This is a genomic window from Stieleria marina, from assembly GCA_007741555.1.
GTDB lineage: Bacteria > Planctomycetota > Planctomycetia > Pirellulales > Pirellulaceae > K23-9.
This window is the reverse complement of sequence record CP036526.1, coordinates 1,054,139-1,070,325: the sequence shown is the minus strand read 5'-3', so window position 1 is coordinate 1,070,325 and position 16,187 is coordinate 1,054,139. Positions and strand designations below refer to the sequence as shown.

The window sequence follows — 16,187 nt, the reverse complement described above, 5'->3', positions numbered from 1 at the left end:
TGAATCAGTCTATCGGATACATCAAATCAGCCCCACCATTTTTCTGCCCGTCCAAAACAGGCCCAAAAGGCCGATCATTAGGGCGGCGACCAACGGGTGGCTCCACAATTGAACCCGACGAAGCTGCTTGGGTGGCTCGGGAACTTGCCCGATTGCCTTAATTATTTCATCGGGCGTGGCACTTTTGAGCACCCTGCCCCGCGAAACCCTTGCTAGTTCGTCGATTACTTCGGGTCGTGCTGGTTTGCCTGTTTGCTCCAGTATCGCGCCCTGTACAAAAAGACTCGCATCCAATTTGGTGTTCGTTTCTTTGCAACGCAGCGTCACTTGGTGATTCCCTGGCTCGGACGGCGTGTACGATCCGGCGAAGGCACCCCATTCGTTTCCGGCAATCTTCATGCGAACCGTATCAGTGCGGCCAGACGGTGCAACGATCCTGGCTGTGACGGTTCCTTTGCTAAGTGGTTCGCCGCTTTTTTCCATCACGTTGGCCTTCAGCGCGATCGTTTGGCGAACTTGCGGCTGCTGCGGCGAATAATAAAGACGCATCGATTCACCTTTGGCAATGTTTCGCTGATAAGCCATCCAGCGAACAACTTGTCCCCAAAATCGATAGTGGTATTTGTCTTCCACGCCGCGCCGCCAACGCCACGCGCCATCGGTTCCCATGAACAACACTTTGCCGCGGCCGAACGTGCGCGTCACTAATAACGGAATGCGTCCGTATTCGTTTGATGCTTCTTGGTGAACCGCCAACACGTCGGCGCCTGCTTTGGCGCGAATGACTGGGGCATGCCACTGAAACCCGGGCAAGTTCTCCCAGACTTCCATGTTGTCGTCCTGTGTGTCGGCCAGTTTCGTTAGCAAACTCCTGCGGCCAAGTTCGGTCAAACCAAAGTGACTTGGTTGTCGCGATCCCCAACCGTTGACTTGCACGCGGTCGTAAACGACCGGCAACAAATCATCCAGCGGCGTATCGGCCAGCGACAATCCTTTGCCTTGCCAACCGGGCATAAACACCAACCCACTGGCCTGTTGTTCAACCAAGCCTTTCAAAAGGCGGCACTGCTCTTCGGTCAACTGATCTTCATCAACTCCCACATCACCCAAGAACACCACGTCGTACTGCGATAGTTCCTTCAACGTGTCGGGAAACGAACCGATGTAATCGCGGTTGCCGCCACCAACTTTGCTCAACCCCGGATGAAACAACAAACACGAAACATCGACGCCGGGATCGCGTGAGAGAGCGTTTCGCAGATAGCGATACTCCCAACGCGGCAGCGATTCGACGACCAACACTTTCAACTTCTCTTCACGGACAACAATCGGCGTTGTCTTCTCGTTGTTCTCCACGTTGCGTTCTTCGCCATGCGGTGGAATCCGCAGCGTCAGCGTGTAGTCGCCCACGTCTTCAGGTTTCCACATCAACGCATCGGTCGTTCGGCCCATCGCGGAGATACGCAGTTCCTTGGTGATCTTTGTCCCGTCAGATGATTCCATTGTCACGATGGCGGCATGGTCACGCGGCAGCGAGCTTTCGACCGTGAAAGGAACCCGCACCGTCTTGCCAACGACACCGAACGACGGCAAATCAAAGCTCAGCAAATCGATGTCCGGCAATCGTGTTGGTTCGCCAACCGGTACGCCAAAGATCGGAATCTGCTGCAGTCGCAATCGCGTCGCCATCTCGACGGGTGGCGCACCCACGTTCCAATCGCCGTCGGATGCCAGCAAGACAGCACGAAGATTTGGGTGCTCCTTGCGAGCCGCCTGGAGTGCTGCGTGCAAATCACTGCGATCGCTATTTTCGCCCGTCGAAAACGGCGTGATGACGACATTCAGTTTGCCCTTGAGCGATTCCCACGTCTGATCCATCATCAGCGGCGCGATCGATTCGCTCCGGCTTTTCAGTGCGACTTCGCCGCTATCGTTCATTCCCACGTCTCGCGTCGACATGCTCAGCGACTGGTCCCCTAAAACCACCACGGTTGGCTTCGTGCTAGGCACAAACTGTTTTACCGTCTCGGGTTGATTCAGCAAAAACACAGCCAGCGTGACCAACGCAATCCGCAACAATTCCAGCAAACCAATTGATTGCCGAAAACCACTCTTGCTCCACGAAATCCACGACAACACGCACACGGCAACAATCGCTGCGATCGAAACAAAAACCGTAAAGCCATTGGCCTGCATTGAAAAAGTAGATTCGATCATGCTGCAGCTCCTGGTTTGGCGTCCGTCGTTTTAGGTGCAAAACCACTGGTGATCGAAGCGGCCTTTTTTGCGACGGCTCGCCGCGGGATGCACAGCAACGCTTCAAGCAGCATTGCGGCGATCATCAACAACAAAAACACTCGCCAAATTTCACGAACGATGCCGGACATGCTGCCCGCCGAATCGTCGACCCGCGAAAAATCCAGTCCGGCGAACAAGGCTGCTAACTGCTTGTCCGAAATCGTGTCGCGTTGATCTTCCTTGGATGAACGATTGACCGCCAACCACTGAGCATCTTCGGCCTCACCTTCTTGATAGATGCCCGAATGAAACGCGTACTGGCTCGAAAGTGTTTCGCGGCGTCCGGCGACCTGCCGCCAGCCTTCGGTGGGTTCGCTAATCGAACCCGCCACTCGTTGCACGGTTTGACCGAGCGCCGACAACCCTTGAGTGATCGCACGTTGCACCACCACGTACATCACGATGCCATTTTTTGCGAACGACGACTGGTCGCCTGCCGTCGACGTCGTGCAAAAATAGACGCCGCCTTTGTCCGTGGTCACGCGGCCCAGCAGCGGCACGCCGCCAGACAAGGTCGCTAACTGTGTCATTTGACCTTCGACTGTCGCGTAGCCGTTAACTTCTAACTGACCGACCGGCAACCCGGTTCCGCTACGGGTCGCGGCGAGCAGATCCTGGTCGCCACGCCAATTTTCGACCATGACTTTCGTGTCAACATCAGCGCGAACCCAATCTTTCCATTGAACACCCAAGAATTCGCCTTGTGGTTTGATCCCTCCGACCAGACCCTCGGGCGGAAAGAAAATCACCTGCCCGCCTTTACCAACATATTCACGCACCGCGCCGCTGGTTTCGCTATCGGGTAGATCGGTTTGCCAAATCAGCAGCGCCGCATCATCCAATACCAGCGAATCCAATTGGCTGGGCGTGACAAACTCCACGTTCGCTCCGGACTTCCCATCCGGCGAAACGGACGCTGCGATCTGCAACGCGCGCACTTTTGTTTCGTCTTCGCCGACCAAGACGATACGCCGCTGAGGAGGATCATCGAACACAAAGAAGAACTCGTTGTCCGACTCGTTTGCATCGGCCGGAATCGAAACACGTCCCCATCCGCGTTCTTGGCGTCCCGAAAGCGGCACACGGTGATCGCGAAGTTCGACCATTTGCCCACTGACGTCGACTTCCAAGGTGGTTCGGGCGCCATCAAGTTCGATCTGCACCGGAATCTGCAACGCGTTTTCGCCGTTGTCGCTGCGAGTCAGCCGGATGGTCATCACCACGGCATTCCCCGCTGGGCCACTTTCTCGCCGCACATCACTGACACGAATCGCGATGTTCGACTCCGTTGTCTCTGGGTAGGCCAACAAGTGAAACCGAACCGACTGAGGCAACTGACTAAACGCTTCGCGAATCGCCGACCAGTTTCCGCTATCCGGATTCCAGTCGGGCGAACGCAGATCACTGCACAACCAAACTTCCGTTGCGCCGGGCTGATTGTTTTTCAGATAGTCGACCGTCGATTGCAGCATGCCTGGAATGTCGGCTGTCGCACTGGCCCCCTGCATCGTGGGCGAATCGACGAGCGCCCCAACGCTATCGAACGACTGAGGTTCTTGGTCGGTACTGTCGATCAACACCCAGTTCGTGCTGCCGAGCGTTTCCAATGTGGCGGCGAGTTGCTGTCGCCCGGTGTCCAACTTCGATACACCTGCGGTACCGACCTGCTGCATGCTGGGCGATCGATCCAAAAGCAAGATCGTCGTGTCCGCGCGTCCGCCGCCGGTCCAGCCCAGCAGTCCACTTGCCAGCGGCCGAGCGATCGCAAAGAGCAATCCCGCGACGACCAAGCACCGCATAGCCAAGATCAACCACTGTCGCAGCTTGGCGTACCCGCGAGCCATCTTACTGGCTTTGAGCAGGAACATCATCGCGCCCCACTGCTTGGTCTGGTAACGCCACTGATTGATCAAGTGGATGATGATCGGCAATGCGATCAGCGGGAGGGCAAAGAGCATCCAAGGTTGCAAGAAACTCATCGAGCACCTCGCTGCTGTGCGCGGCCGATCAAATACTCGGTTAGCTCAACGTCGTACGGTTTGTCGATAATGATTCGCCGATAATCGACGCCCGTTTCCAAGACAACTTTGCGAAGTCCTGCCAAGTACTCCTCCAGTGCCGAATGGTAGCGATCAGCAATCTCACTGGGTTCAACAAACACCGCCGTGCCGCCTTCCATGTCTAAAAACCGCGTTGGCCGCTGAAAATCAAAACCAATCTCTTCGGGATCCAGCAGATGAAACGCGGACACGTCATGCTTGCGAAATCGCAAGTGTTCAAAACAGTCACGTAGCTCAGGCGGATCAATGAACAAGTCCGACAGGATGACGATTTGAGCTCGTTGCCGAACGGTCTCAGCGAGCTCATGAAGCACGGCGGCCATTTCGGTTTCGCCCTGCGGTTTGGTTTCACTCAGCGTCTCCATCAAGACATTCAAGTGAGCGGGACTTCGCTTGGCAGGGATGTTAGTCACGATCCCGCCGGCCACGCACGCCAATCCCGCTGCATCACCTTGCTGAATCGAAAGGTAACTTAGTGTCGCGGCCAAACGCTTGGCATAATCCAGTTTCGTCATGCCGACGCTACCAAAATCCATCGAACCACTAGTGTCGACAACCAGGACCATTCGCAAGTTGGTATCGGCTTCAAATTCTTTGACGTAGAAGCGATCACTGCGGCCATAAGCTCGCCAATCCAACCGACGCAGGTCATCGCCGGGAACGTATTTGCGATACTCAGCAAACTCCACACTGGCCCCGCGGTGCGGGCTGGCATGCTTGCCCGAAACGCTGCCCAACATCGGACGACGCGAAACGAACGGCAACGCACCCAATCGTGCAATCACGTCGGCGTCAACGAAGTCACGATGCTTGGTGTCAGTGGTCATGTCGAGCTTTGGAGATGGTTTAGTTAGCCGCTGGCGCTAGCCACGGGCTTTCATGATCACCGGGCTACCGGACAAGGCCCGTGGCTAGCGCCAGCGGCTAACAAAAGGAGAAACTGAAAAAGGACGGACGCTATTCCTGAGTCTCGTCCACCAAGCGTTTGACGATTTCCCTTGCCGTAACCTTTTCCGCTTGCGCGGCGAAGGTCGTAATCAGGCGGTGCGTCAACACAGCGGGCGCGACGTGCTGGACGTCTTCCAGTCGTACCATGTAACTGCCTTCCAGCGCCGCTCGACTTTTGGCGCCCAAGATCAAGTTCTGAACCGCACGCGGACCCGCTCCCCACGACACCAATGGCATCAACCAGTCCGGTGCCGTTTCACCACCCGGCCGCGTTTTGCGAACCAACCTCGCTGCGTAGGTGTAGATGTGATCCGGCACGGGCACGCGTCGCACCAAATCTTGATGTGCAATAATGTCTTCGGCCGACATCAAATGCTGCAGGTCTGGCAGCGCCCCACCTGTCGTGGTCCGCGCGATTTGGATTTCTTCTTCTTCGTTGGGATAGTCTAATTCGATCAACGACATAAAACGGTCCAACTGCGCTTCGGGCAACGGGTACGTGCCCTCCTGCTCGACCGGGTTCTGCGTTGCCAAAACCATGAACGGCGATTCCAGCCTAAACTCTTTGCCCAACACCGTCACGTTCTGCTCCTGCATCGCCTCCAACATCGCAGCCTGCGTCTTAGGTGGTGCTCGGTTGATTTCGTCCGCTAAGACGATGTTGGCAAACACCGGACCTTTGACGAATTGCATTTCGCGCCGTCCATCCGCGGTATCTTGCAGAATGTCGGTGCCGGTGATGTCCATCGGCATCAAGTCCGGCGTGAACTGAATACGGTGGAACTTCAGCGACAGCGTCTCGGCCAACTTGCTGACCAGCAGCGTCTTGGCCAGACCAGGAACCCCCATCAGCAAGGCGTGACGACGCGCAAACAAACAGATCGCCAATTGTTCGATCGTGTCTTGTTGCCCCACGATGACTTTGGCGAGTTCGCTTCGGAGGCCTTGGTAGGCGTCGCGTAATCGATCGATTGCCTGGACATCGTCTTCGCTAAGTCGCTGGGTCTCTCCAGCGGCGGCGGCTTGGCTCATGTTGTTTGCTCAGGTGGGGTATGCAAAAGAAAATGCGATCACTCCCGATCGCATTCGTCATCCATCAGGCCACAAAATTGCTTGCAGCCTGCGGCGATTATAACTCGACCACGAGGGGGGAAGTGCGAACGAATGAGGCTGGACCGGAATAAACACGGAGCGATCTTTTTTCGATAAATGTCGTAGTTTCGCCGCATGATTTTTAAAAACGACGGACCGGGATGCTCCCTGCGCCAACCGGCTGGCTTTCCAGCTGCCGTGCGCCGAGAACCGAGCCAATCAGCGAGACTGTCCGTCTTGCTTTGGAAGCAGCTGCAGGCTTACAAACCTGGGTAAATGTCGGCGAATGTTGAAGTAAAACAGTGCTTTGCGGCTCCAATCATTTGCCGCCGGGCCAGTTCCGCTTACCATGGCAATAGGCGAACCGTTGTTCACTGGAGGGGGCACGAACCATCCGCGACGAGTCTGCCCGATTCCCCTTATCTCAATGTTTTGGAGCCCGAAGGATGCCTTGCTTTCAGCATATCAGTTCTGTTTCCCTTGCCTTGCTAATGGCTGCCAGCTTTTCGGCGCCCCAGGCTCAGGCCCAACGCCGAGGCTCCGGACCCTCGACGGGACGCAGCTTGGGAGCACCGGGCCTATCACGAAGCATGGGCCCCTCACGAAGCTCAAGCCCCTCACGAAGCTCAAGCCTGTCACGAAGTCCGAGCCTCTCCAGAAGCATGGGCCCGTCGCGAAGCTCAAGCCTATCGCGTTCACTTCCAAGCTCCAGCATCGGCTCCCGTCACGGTGGCCCGCCGCATTCTTCCTTTCATCCAGGCCGCGGACACGGCAGCTCCTATGGTCGTTCGTACAGTCCAAGCCATAGCCTCTACGGATCTCGCCGGCCTAGCTCCGGTCTAAGCATCTCGATCGGTACCGGCTACTCGCCCAGCTACCGCTACGGTTCTCTGGGTCGCAGCTATGGACTGCGTTCTTCGTACCCTTACTCGTCAGGCTATGGCGGCTACTCAAGCGGCTACGGGTACTCGCCGTATTACTCATCCAGTCGGTCAAGCATTGGACTGAGCCTTTATGCTGACCCGTTGCGGTACAGCCAACCGTATGTCCAGCGTTACCCGTCCACGTCTAGCACCTACCGCTACACGCAGCCTGTTTCGCCTTACACGAGCTCCCAATACTCAAGTTCAGCCTACGCAGATTCGGCGTATCAGTCCTACCGCGAGCCCTCGCAGGGCATCGCGCCGCAGTACGATTCGCAGCCAATGCAGAACCCGTACGCTGGATCAACGCCGTCAACGTTGGCACCACAGCGAAGTTCCGGTGATCCGTCGGACCCAAACACCGAGCTTCAAGCCGGCATGATCCTGCCTGATGGGTCGCGAGTGATTTCTGTGGGGGCTCTGCCTGCCGCAGACGCTGTGCCAGAGCAGAGCAGCAGAATGGAAACCGGCACCGCAACCGAACAGCCGACCGCGCTGACGCCCGCTCAGCCCATTTCTTCTCAGACCACGCCAGTCCAATCGGCCGCTCAATCGACTGGCCAATCGCTCCTACAAGAGGTGCCAGCCGAGCCCGTTCCTGCTCCCGCCCAAATTGCCCCCGCTGGAGACGGCAGCGAGGAACAAGCCGAAGAGCTTCCCGTCGGCAACGCGGAAAAAGCAGAGGACGTCTAGAAGCGACGTACTTCTTTGCCCAAAAAACGAAAGCCGCCTCGTGAGAGAGGCGGCTTTTTTTGTGTCTGTTCAGTCAACGCGGCATTGAAGCAAACTCACTGACTGATGCATTGCTAACGTGGCCTGATGCATTGCTAACGTGGCCGGCTCGCCTGGAAACGGTGCCGTGCAGCCCCCGCCATCACGGAAGCCCGATCAATCTGCACCAAACAATCGCAGCCGCAATGGCCACAACTAATCGGCTTGCCAATGTGTTGAAGGCGAATGCTCATTGGCCGTCCGCAACTGGGGCAGTCTTCCACGATCGGAGCTTCTTTCACGTCCACAGCGCTGTTCCTTATTTTCTTGGACACAAATATTGCCTGCGAAATGCGGCAATTGACGCAAGTTCGTCATAGCAAACTGCGTTCCAATGGGGCGCAGAGTAGATTTTTGCCGTAAAACGCTGATGTACAGCTGATGAATTGCCAGCGAAGAAGGCACGTGTGCCAATAAACCGTGCTGGTCGCAACGGCACCCCTGCCGCGGCGCCCAGCAAGTACATCTGACGATCAGCTAGTACATCTGAAAATCACCGGCCGCATCAAACGCAGATTCGTAGTGCTGGATCTTTTCGGGTTGCTCGTGATCCTTTGGCCACCAGACAGCAACGACGTCGAAGCGGGCAGCGATGCCAAGAAGCTTCTTTCGTTTTAGATACCGCAGGGCTGCTCGAGTCACTCGCCTCTGCTTATTCTCGTCGACGCGGTCCGCCGGATGTCCCGGCTTGGTCGTCGCCAACGTCTTGACTTCGACAAAGATGATGACCTTCTTGCGGTCATCAATGGCGATCAGGTCGATTTCGCCCCCGCGATCCGATTCGCTCTCGGCGACCACGGTCAGGCCCTTGCGACGCAACAGACGCGCCGCTGCTTGCTCGCCGCGTTTCCCGACGGGAGCTTCCAAGTTGATCGCTCCGTATCGCCAGTCGATGTACTGGTCGCGAAGCTTGCGAAAGACGCGGGCAACATTCACATGCTCTACCCCCGACCAAGGAATCGTCAGCGATCCGCTGGCGCTAGCCACTGGCCTTGTCCTGCATGGGCAAACGGGACAGGGACGCGACTGGCGCCAACGGATCGAAAAGCATGGGACTTGCGTCACACGCTCTGTTTCAATCGCTGCTAGGTCAGCAACTTAAACGCGGCGACGTTCTTTCAGACGAACAGCCTTGCCGACGCGGCCACGCAGGAAGTACAGCTTCGCACGACGCACGACGCCGCTTCGCTTGACTTCGACTTTGTCGATGCGAGGGCTGTGCAGTGGGAACTTTCGCTCCACACCTTCGCCCGCGACGATACGACGAACGCTGAACATTTCTTTTGATCCAGTTCCACTAAGTCCGATAACGACTCCGGTGAAAACTTGGATGCGTTCTTTACTGCCTTCCAAAATCCGCAAGTGCACGTCGACGGTGTCACCGACATCGAACTTGGGTGGGTTCTCTTTCAGGGCGGTCTTTTCGACCAGATCCATAATGGCTTGGCTCATGGCTCGGCTCACTTATTTCAAAATGGTGTAGTTATTTCGTAAAAAGGGGTCAGACCCCAAAAGTGCAAAGCACCTTTCAGACCGTTTCGGCTTTTGGGGTCTGCCCCCTCTTCCGAAACTGGCCTTCCTGTTTATTCATCTCGCAGCAAATCACTGCGTCGTTGTTTAGTTCGCTGGAGGCTTTGTTGTTCCCGCCAGGCTGCGATGGCTTTGTGGTCACCGCTAGTCAGAACATCGGGAACGGCGTGGCCGCGAAACTCTCTTGGTCTTGTGTATTGAGGAAACTCCAACAGCCGATTTCCGCGGCTGAACGAATCGTCAATGCTACTGTTCTCGTCGCCCAGCACGCCGGGCAAAAGCCGGACGACTGCATCAACGATTACCATCGCGGCCACTTCGCCTCCATTGAGGACAAAGTCGCCAATACTGACCTCTTCGGGCTCCAGAATATCTGTGACCCGCTGGTCAAATCCTTCGTAGCGACCGCACAACAGCATCAACCTGCCACTCGTCGCAAAATCCTCTGCCATTCGCTGATCGAAACGTTTTCCTTGTGGAGTTAGCAAAATCCGCCGCGCTGACTGATCAGCTTTCTTCTCGACCGCTTCGACACAATTCACTGTCGGTTCGACTTGAATCAGCATCCCAGGTCCACCACCAAATGGTTTGTCATCCACCGGTTTGTGGGTCGTCTGAGGCGCCCAATCTCTCAAGTCATGCTGATGAATCTGAACCAATTCTCGCTGGATCGCTTTACCCAACAGTCCTTGAGTCATGTACCCCTCAAAAATCGCCGGAAAGAGTGTGACGATGTCAAACCGCATGTTTCTTTCCCTTCAGCGATAACCGCAAGCAATTTGCAACCGCAATGCGTAGGATTATTCCTTGGCAGCTTCGGCTTCCGGAGCAGCTTCGCCTTCGGCAGCAGGAGCGGCTTCTTCGGCGGCAGCTTCTTCCGCAGCAGGAGCTTCCTCGGCCTTGGGCTCTTCCTTTTTCTTTGGCTTGGGAGCCGCAGGAGCAGGTGTGTACTCTTTGCGTTTTGACAAACGCTCCAACGCTTCTTTTTGGGCTTCTAGATGCGTGCCGTTGGTGCCGTACTTTTTGATCAAGACGGCAATTTTTTCGCTCGGCTGAGCACCAACACCCAACCAATAATCGACGCGTTCGCCTTTCAAACGCACACGAGCATCAGTTTCGGGAACACTGGTATCGTAAAAACCTAGTTCTTCGATCACGCGACCATCGCGTGGGCTTCGTTGATCCATCACACAAACGCGATAGAACGGCCGGTGGGTACGGCCCATTTTCTTCATTCGGATTCGAACTGCCATCTTGGTTAAGTGCTCTCTTAAGGCTGGGAGGCTTCGCTTCTAGTCAGACTGCCTGGAGTCTGCAAACGATCTGCAGATTCTCCGGGTCGGTGCCAGAACGTACTGGCATCTAGTTTGTTAAAAAATGATTTGAAATTTCAAATGTCAGATTTCAAATCCATCACTTCTTGTTTCTCTTCAACTGGCGTTTCATCTTTTCACGCTGTCGCTTCATCTTCTCGCGTTCTTTCTTACTCAAACGCTTGCCAGTGCTCTGTTTTGTTTTTAGCCCGCTCATTGTCGGGTCGTTCATCACGCCGCTGCCCTGCAACTGTTTCATCATCGCCATGCGATCGCCGACGCCCTTGCCCGCCATACCCGCCATCAGCGGTTTCATGACCTCAAACTGCTTGATCAGCTGTGAAACGACCGGTGTCTGCACGCCCGCACCTTGTGCGATCCGCGTGCGACGCTGAGCATCGATGACTTTGGGATTCTTGCGTTCAGCCATCGTCATCGAGTTGATCGCGCCGATCGTTTGGCGGATTCCCCCGGCGGCTTCTTCGCTTTCCATAGCGTCTTTGAACTGGCCCATGCCTGGCATCAGCCCCATCATTTTGCCCATCAATCCGGGCTTGGCGACCTTCTCCATCATCTTTTTGAAATCGTCGAGCGTAAAATCACCCGAAGCCATTTTGGCTTCCAGCTCTTCACGTTCTGCTTCGTCAACGATTCGGTGAGCTTCGCGGGCAGCCTGGACGATGTCGCCCATCTGCAAAATCCGGCTCGCCATACCTTCAGGGCGAAACGGCTCGAGTGCATCAAAGTGCTCACCGGTACCGATAAACTTGATCGGTACGCCCGTAACATGCTTGACCGACAACAACGCACCACCACGTGCATCGCCGTCCAGCTTGGTCATGATGACGCCGTTTAGCTCCAACGATTCGTTGAACGCACCGGCACTGTTGACCGCGTCTTGCCCGGTCATGCCGTCGACGACTAGATAAACCTGATCGGGGCCGACCTTCTTGTCGATCTTCTGGAGTTCCGCCATCAACTCTTCGTCGATGGCTAATCGGCCGGCCGTGTCCAAGATGACCACTCGGGCGCCTTCGGCCTTGGCCTTGGCGACACCGTTTTGACAAACTTTGACAGGGTTCTTGTTGTCTGGTTCGCTATAAACCGGCACGTCCAGCTGTTTGCCAATGACGTGCAATTGCTCGATCGCGGCAGGTCGCTGAAGGTCAGCGGCGACCAGCATCGGCTTAATGCCTTCTTCCTTGAGCAACTGCGAAAGCTTGCCGCACGTCGTCGTTTTACCACTTCCCTGCAAACCGCAGAGCATGATGATTGTCGGACCTTCGCTTTTGAGATGCAGCGAAGAATCGACCGGCCCCAGGATGTTGATCAGTTCGTCATTGACGATCTGAACCAATTCTTCGTGCGGCCGCAAACTGAGCAAAACCCGCTTACCGAGAGCTTTCTCGGACACGTGGGCCATGAAGTCTTGGACGACGGGATAGCTCACATCGGCTTCGAGCAACGACTTTTGAACGATCTCCAGACCGTCGCGCATATTGCCTTCGGTCAGCTTGCCTTTGCCGGACAAGCTTTTGAAAGCAGACTGCAATCCTTCGGAGAGATTCTCAAACACCGTAAAACGCCGACCCAAAATGTCGTGATAACACGAAAAAACAACCCCGGCGGATACCGGGGTTAGATGCGGAGCGGCAGTTTAGGGGCAAAGCACTGTTTTTGTAAATGCAAAGCAGCCAAAAACCCCCAAATTGCCGAGAAACTAGTTGCCCGGCCCCCCCGCCGTCCTGAGACGGCGCCCAAATGATCACGTCCTGAGACGCCAGCCTGCGAGAACTTCGCAAAGCAACTGAGGAAAGTAAGGCCCGGCCCCGCAAGCGGCGTCGCGGGGCCACATCTGATGGTGACAACAGTCGCCGGACTATGCCAACAGTCGCCGGACTATGCCAACAGTAGCCGGACTATGCCAACGGGCGATAACCATATGCCAACGGGCTATGACAAGCGGTCCAGCACTGCTGCATGAAGATGCCCGTTGGTGCCCACGCCATCGCCGCCGCGAACCGTCTTGGTTCCTTTCCAGTCCGTGAACGTTCCACCAGCTTCGGTGATCACAGGGTAGATCGCAGCGACGTCCCAAGCATTGCAAATCGGGTCGATCATCATTTCGGCTCGGCCCGTCGCGACTAGCAAATAGCCGTAGCCATCGCCCCAACTGCGAGACACCCAAGCGTCGGATTCCAAACGTTTGTAAGCGTCACTCGCACCGCGCTGATCAAACGAATCGACTTGGCTGGTCACGAAAACCGCTTGGCTGATGTCCGTCTTAGTGGAAACCTGTGCCGCTTCCCAAGCAGCACCATCACCCCTGCGATACCAGCTTCCCTGATCGATCGCGGCCGCAATCAGTTCCCCCATCGCTGGGATAAAGATCACGCCTCCCAGCGGATTCCCGTCACACTCCAATGCCAACAACGTCGAATACAGCGGGACGCCACAGACAAACGATTTCGTGCCATCGATCGGGTCCACTATCCAGCGATACGAACTGCTGCCGGTTTGCTCTTCAAACTCTTCGCCTTGCAACGTGTCTTGAGGAAACCGCTCGAACAGCAACTTGCGAACCAGTTGCTCGGCTTCGCGATCGGCGATCGTTACGGGCGAGTCATCTTGTTTAGCATCGATCACCAATTCGCTACTGCGAAAGTGCTTCAGCGTGTGCGCCCCTGCCGCCTCGGCGACTTCGATCATCGCGGCGAGCCGTCCTTCATGAAGAGATTGCCACTGGTCAGGAGTCGCCATCAGATCTAGTCCTAAATGTTGAAGCACCTCTCACTGAGAAGAGGTATCGGATTCATCGGCTGGCGGTTCCGCCAGAAAGATCGATTGATACATCAACATGCACGCACCGACCACCAGCAACGAATCAGCGATATTAAAATTAGGCCATTTCATCGTGTCGCTGGCTTGCCACAGAATCCAGTCGCGAACGCCACTTCTCCACTCTGGCGGATAATGCGGCTGCCACCACATTCCCAGACGGTCGTACAGATTCCCGATGATCCCGCCCGACACTAACCCCAACGCGGTCGTCAGCCACAGTGATTCGGCCGCGCGAAACCAGAACAACCACACCATAATTCCGATCGCTGCGATGACCGACAAGCCGGCAAAGACAGTCCCCTGCCCTGCCCCGAGCCCAAACACAGCACCGATGTTTACAGCTGTCTCGATCCCAAAGTAACCGTCGACAACCCACCAAATGTCCTTTTGCCCCGGCAAACTTCGCCAAGCAAACACGGCTTGCTTGGTCCACAGATCGATGCCGCCGCCGATGATCGCCAGCAAGGCGTACAGGACCGCGCGGCCGCGAAGGGGCATGGCGGTTTGGATTGATTCGCTCATAAGCCTTTTGCTTTCCCCCGAAACCCTGTCAGTCCCGAGCGTCATTGATTCCCTGATCAGGGCATTCATCGTGGCCAGGAATGACAATTCAGACGTGGTTGCCTACACACAGTGTCTTCCCAGGGCCTGGGAAGACTACGGCTAAACTACGGCCCGAATCGATCGATGCCCAGGCGAATCCGATGATTTGCGGGGCAACTTGAGCGAAATCTGCGTCCATTTTTGCCCTCAAACTGCCGATGTAAGTCTTTCGGACCTGCCAAAGAGCCCTGCCTGAACGTCGCAGTTTCACGCTCGCCCTTTGCCATCGCCGCCGCGCCGAACATAATGACGCAGCACATCAACTGTTAACCAGGAACCCATCATGTCGTCCGTTGTAGAAGCCTCCGCGGCTCTCGAGAATTCGACCGTCTATTTCCGCTGCGTCGCTGGCTGCTCGGCCAAGCACTCGATCTACGACGTCATCTACACGTGTCCCACCTGCGGCAACTTGCTGGAAGTCCATCACGAACGAGAACCCCTGAAAAAGAAAAACGCCTACCAATGGCAAGCTCTCTTTGATTCCCGAGCCAGCACCTCCGTGTGGCCACACGGCAGCGGCGTCTGGGGCATGCGAGAATGGGTGATTCCGTCGCTGGCCGATGAAAACGTCGTCAGCATGTTCGAGGGAAACACGAATCTGTTCTGGGCCGAACGCCTGGGCAAACAACTCGGCGTGCCGGATCTGTGGATCAAACTCTGCGGCAACTCTCACACCGGAAGCTTCAAAGACTTGGGCATGACCGTCTTGGTCAGCGTCGTCAAACAAATGATGGCTCAAGGCAGCAGCGTCGAAGCCGTCGCTTGCGCCAGCACCGGCGACACCAGTGCCGCACTGGCAGCGTATGCTGCGTACGCCGGAATCCCCGCCGTGATCTTTTTGCCCGCTGGCAAAGTCAGTACGGCGCAACTGATCCAACCGGTCGCCAACGGAGCGCACGTCCTGGCGCTAGACACGGACTTTGATGGCTGCATGAAAATTGTCCAAGAGGTCACCAAGGACAATTCCATCTACTTAGCCAACTCAATGAACAGCCTTCGTATCGAAGGCCAAAAAACAGTCGGCATCGAAATCGTCCGGCAGTTTGAATGGGAAGTTCCCGACTGGATCATCATCCCGGTCGGAAACCTCGGCAACATCAGTGCCCTGCACAAAGGCTTCCAACTAATGCTGGACCTAGGCTTGATCAACCGCATGCCGCGACTGGTGGCCGCCCAAGCACAAAAAGCCAATCCCTTCTACGAATCTTATAAGAACGGATTCAAAGACAAAATCACGATGACGGCCCAAGACACGCTGGCAAACGCCATCCGCATCGGTGACCCAGTCAGCTATGTCAAAGCCGTCAAAGCGGTTCAAGAAACCGACGGCATCGTCGAACAAGCGAGCGAAGACGAACTCGCCGACGCATCCGCCCACGCCGACCTGACAGGCATGTTCACGTGCCCGCACACCGGCGTTGCGTTGGCCGTGCTGACCAAGCTGATCAAAAAAGGCGTGATCAAATCCAGCGACAAAACAGTCGTGATCAGCACCGCCCACGGATTGAAGTTCACAGATTTCAAAGTCGGCTACCACGAGCAAACTCTCAAGGACGTCAACAGCCAGTACGCCAACCCCGCGGTGCATCTGCCAGCCGACGCAAACGCCGTCAAAGACGAAATCGCCAAACGCCTCTCGTCGTAATTGGTCAGCCGCTGGCGCTAGCCACGGGCCTCTTCGAGCATGACCAACTGATCCCCAAAAACGCCCGTGGCTAGCGCCAGCGGCTCAATTAGGTGTTCCAACATCACCGCGACTACTAGCGATTTTCGCTCGACCATCTTACGATTTTGAGCATGAACACACC

General features: G+C 56.0%; 13 protein-coding genes. 2 read left to right on the top strand and 11 right to left on the bottom strand.

Going from position 1 to position 16,187, the window contains the following annotated elements:
* Positions 1-21 precede the first annotated feature (21 nt).
* The 4 genes from K239x_RS03855 to K239x_RS03840 form a co-directional block, all read right to left on the bottom strand.
* Positions 22-2,217 carry a hypothetical protein gene (locus K239x_RS03855; RefSeq protein ID WP_145416338.1) on the bottom strand — a complete coding sequence of 732 codons (2,196 nt, stop codon included), beginning with the start codon at positions 2,215-2,217 and terminating at the stop codon, positions 22-24.
* The gene (locus K239x_RS03850; protein ID WP_145416337.1) at positions 2,214-4,277 is read right to left on the bottom strand and encodes a BatA domain-containing protein; all 2,064 of its coding nucleotides are present in this window, start codon (positions 4,275-4,277) and stop codon (positions 2,214-2,216) included. The genes K239x_RS03855 and K239x_RS03850 overlap by 4 nt, the downstream gene beginning before the upstream one ends.
* Entirely contained in the window at positions 4,274-5,185 is a 912-nt protein-coding gene (locus K239x_RS03845; protein WP_145416336.1) for a DUF58 domain-containing protein, read from the bottom strand. The genes K239x_RS03850 and K239x_RS03845 overlap by 4 nt, the downstream gene beginning before the upstream one ends.
* Positions 5,186-5,315: 130 nt before the next feature.
* On the bottom strand, positions 5,316-6,338 hold the full coding sequence (locus K239x_RS03840; protein WP_145416335.1) for an AAA family ATPase: 1,023 nt from the start codon (positions 6,336-6,338) through the stop codon (positions 5,316-5,318).
* Positions 6,339-7,060: 722 nt separating this feature from the next.
* On the opposite strand from K239x_RS03840, the gene K239x_RS03835 reads away from it, so the two are divergent.
* Complete coding sequence (locus tag K239x_RS03835; protein ID WP_145416334.1) at positions 7,061-8,014, top strand: hypothetical protein; 954 nt, start codon at positions 7,061-7,063, stop codon at positions 8,012-8,014.
* Positions 8,015-8,569: 555 nt separating this feature from the next.
* On the opposite strand, the gene K239x_RS03830 is transcribed toward K239x_RS03835, so the two are convergent.
* From K239x_RS03830 to K239x_RS03800, 7 genes are all read right to left on the bottom strand, one after another.
* Entirely contained in the window at positions 8,570-9,079 is a 510-nt protein-coding gene (locus K239x_RS03830) for a YraN family protein (RefSeq protein ID WP_473163567.1), read from the bottom strand.
* A gap of 111 nt (positions 9,080-9,190) precedes the next feature.
* Complete coding sequence (rplS, locus tag K239x_RS03825) at positions 9,191-9,544, bottom strand: 50S ribosomal protein L19 (protein WP_145416333.1); 354 nt, start codon at positions 9,542-9,544, stop codon at positions 9,191-9,193.
* Between the two features lie 131 nt (positions 9,545-9,675).
* Positions 9,676-10,368 (bottom strand): tRNA (guanosine(37)-N1)-methyltransferase TrmD, encoded by a 693-nt coding sequence (gene trmD, locus K239x_RS03820; RefSeq protein ID WP_145416332.1) that lies wholly within the window; start codon positions 10,366-10,368, stop codon positions 9,676-9,678.
* A 54-nt stretch (positions 10,369-10,422) separates the two neighbouring features.
* Positions 10,423-10,875 (bottom strand): 30S ribosomal protein S16, encoded by a 453-nt coding sequence (gene rpsP / locus K239x_RS03815; RefSeq protein WP_145416331.1) that lies wholly within the window; start codon positions 10,873-10,875, stop codon positions 10,423-10,425.
* A gap of 160 nt (positions 10,876-11,035) precedes the next feature.
* Positions 11,036-12,511 (bottom strand): signal recognition particle protein, encoded by a 1,476-nt coding sequence (gene ffh / locus K239x_RS03810; RefSeq protein WP_145416330.1) that lies wholly within the window; start codon positions 12,509-12,511, stop codon positions 11,036-11,038.
* 377 nt (positions 12,512-12,888) lie between these two features.
* Positions 12,889-13,695, bottom strand: a complete 807-nt coding sequence (gene hisN / locus K239x_RS03805) for a histidinol-phosphatase (protein ID WP_145416329.1) — start codon at positions 13,693-13,695, stop codon at positions 12,889-12,891.
* 30 nt (positions 13,696-13,725) lie between these two features.
* Positions 13,726-14,298 (bottom strand): signal peptidase II, encoded by a 573-nt coding sequence (locus K239x_RS03800; RefSeq protein WP_419189641.1) that lies wholly within the window; start codon positions 14,296-14,298, stop codon positions 13,726-13,728.
* Positions 14,299-14,662: 364 nt separating this feature from the next.
* Here K239x_RS03800 and thrC point away from each other — a divergent pair, with 364 nt between their 5' ends.
* Complete coding sequence (gene thrC, locus K239x_RS03795) at positions 14,663-16,024, top strand: threonine synthase (RefSeq protein WP_145416327.1); 1,362 nt, start codon at positions 14,663-14,665, stop codon at positions 16,022-16,024.
* Positions 16,025-16,187: the final 163 nt, after the last annotated feature.

Bases quoted from the DNA above. Each gene is read 5' to 3' on its own strand.
- K239x_RS03800 (WP_419189641.1), bottom strand. From the start codon at position 14,298: ATGAGCGAATCAATCCAAACCGCCATGCCCCTTCGCGGCCGCGCGGTC.
- rpsP (WP_145416331.1), bottom strand. From the start codon at position 10,875: ATGGCAGTTCGAATCCGAATGAAGAAAATGGGCCGTACCCACCGGCCG.
- K239x_RS03840 (WP_145416335.1), bottom strand. From the start codon at position 6,338: ATGAGCCAAGCCGCCGCCGCTGGAGAGACCCAGCGACTTAGCGAAGAC.
- K239x_RS03855 (WP_145416338.1), bottom strand. From the start codon at position 2,217: ATGATCGAATCTACTTTTTCAATGCAGGCCAATGGCTTTACGGTTTTT.
- K239x_RS03845 (WP_145416336.1), bottom strand. From the start codon at position 5,185: ATGACCACTGACACCAAGCATCGTGACTTCGTTGACGCCGACGTGATT.
- hisN (WP_145416329.1), bottom strand. From the start codon at position 13,695: ATGGCGACTCCTGACCAGTGGCAATCTCTTCATGAAGGACGGCTCGCC.
- trmD (WP_145416332.1), bottom strand. From the start codon at position 10,368: ATGCGGTTTGACATCGTCACACTCTTTCCGGCGATTTTTGAGGGGTAC.
- K239x_RS03850 (WP_145416337.1), bottom strand. From the start codon at position 4,277: ATGAGTTTCTTGCAACCTTGGATGCTCTTTGCCCTCCCGCTGATCGCA.
- rplS (WP_145416333.1), bottom strand. From the start codon at position 9,544: ATGAGCCAAGCCATTATGGATCTGGTCGAAAAGACCGCCCTGAAAGAG.
- K239x_RS03835 (WP_145416334.1), top strand. From the start codon at position 7,061: ATGGGCCCGTCGCGAAGCTCAAGCCTATCGCGTTCACTTCCAAGCTCC.
- thrC (WP_145416327.1), top strand. From the start codon at position 14,663: ATGTCGTCCGTTGTAGAAGCCTCCGCGGCTCTCGAGAATTCGACCGTC.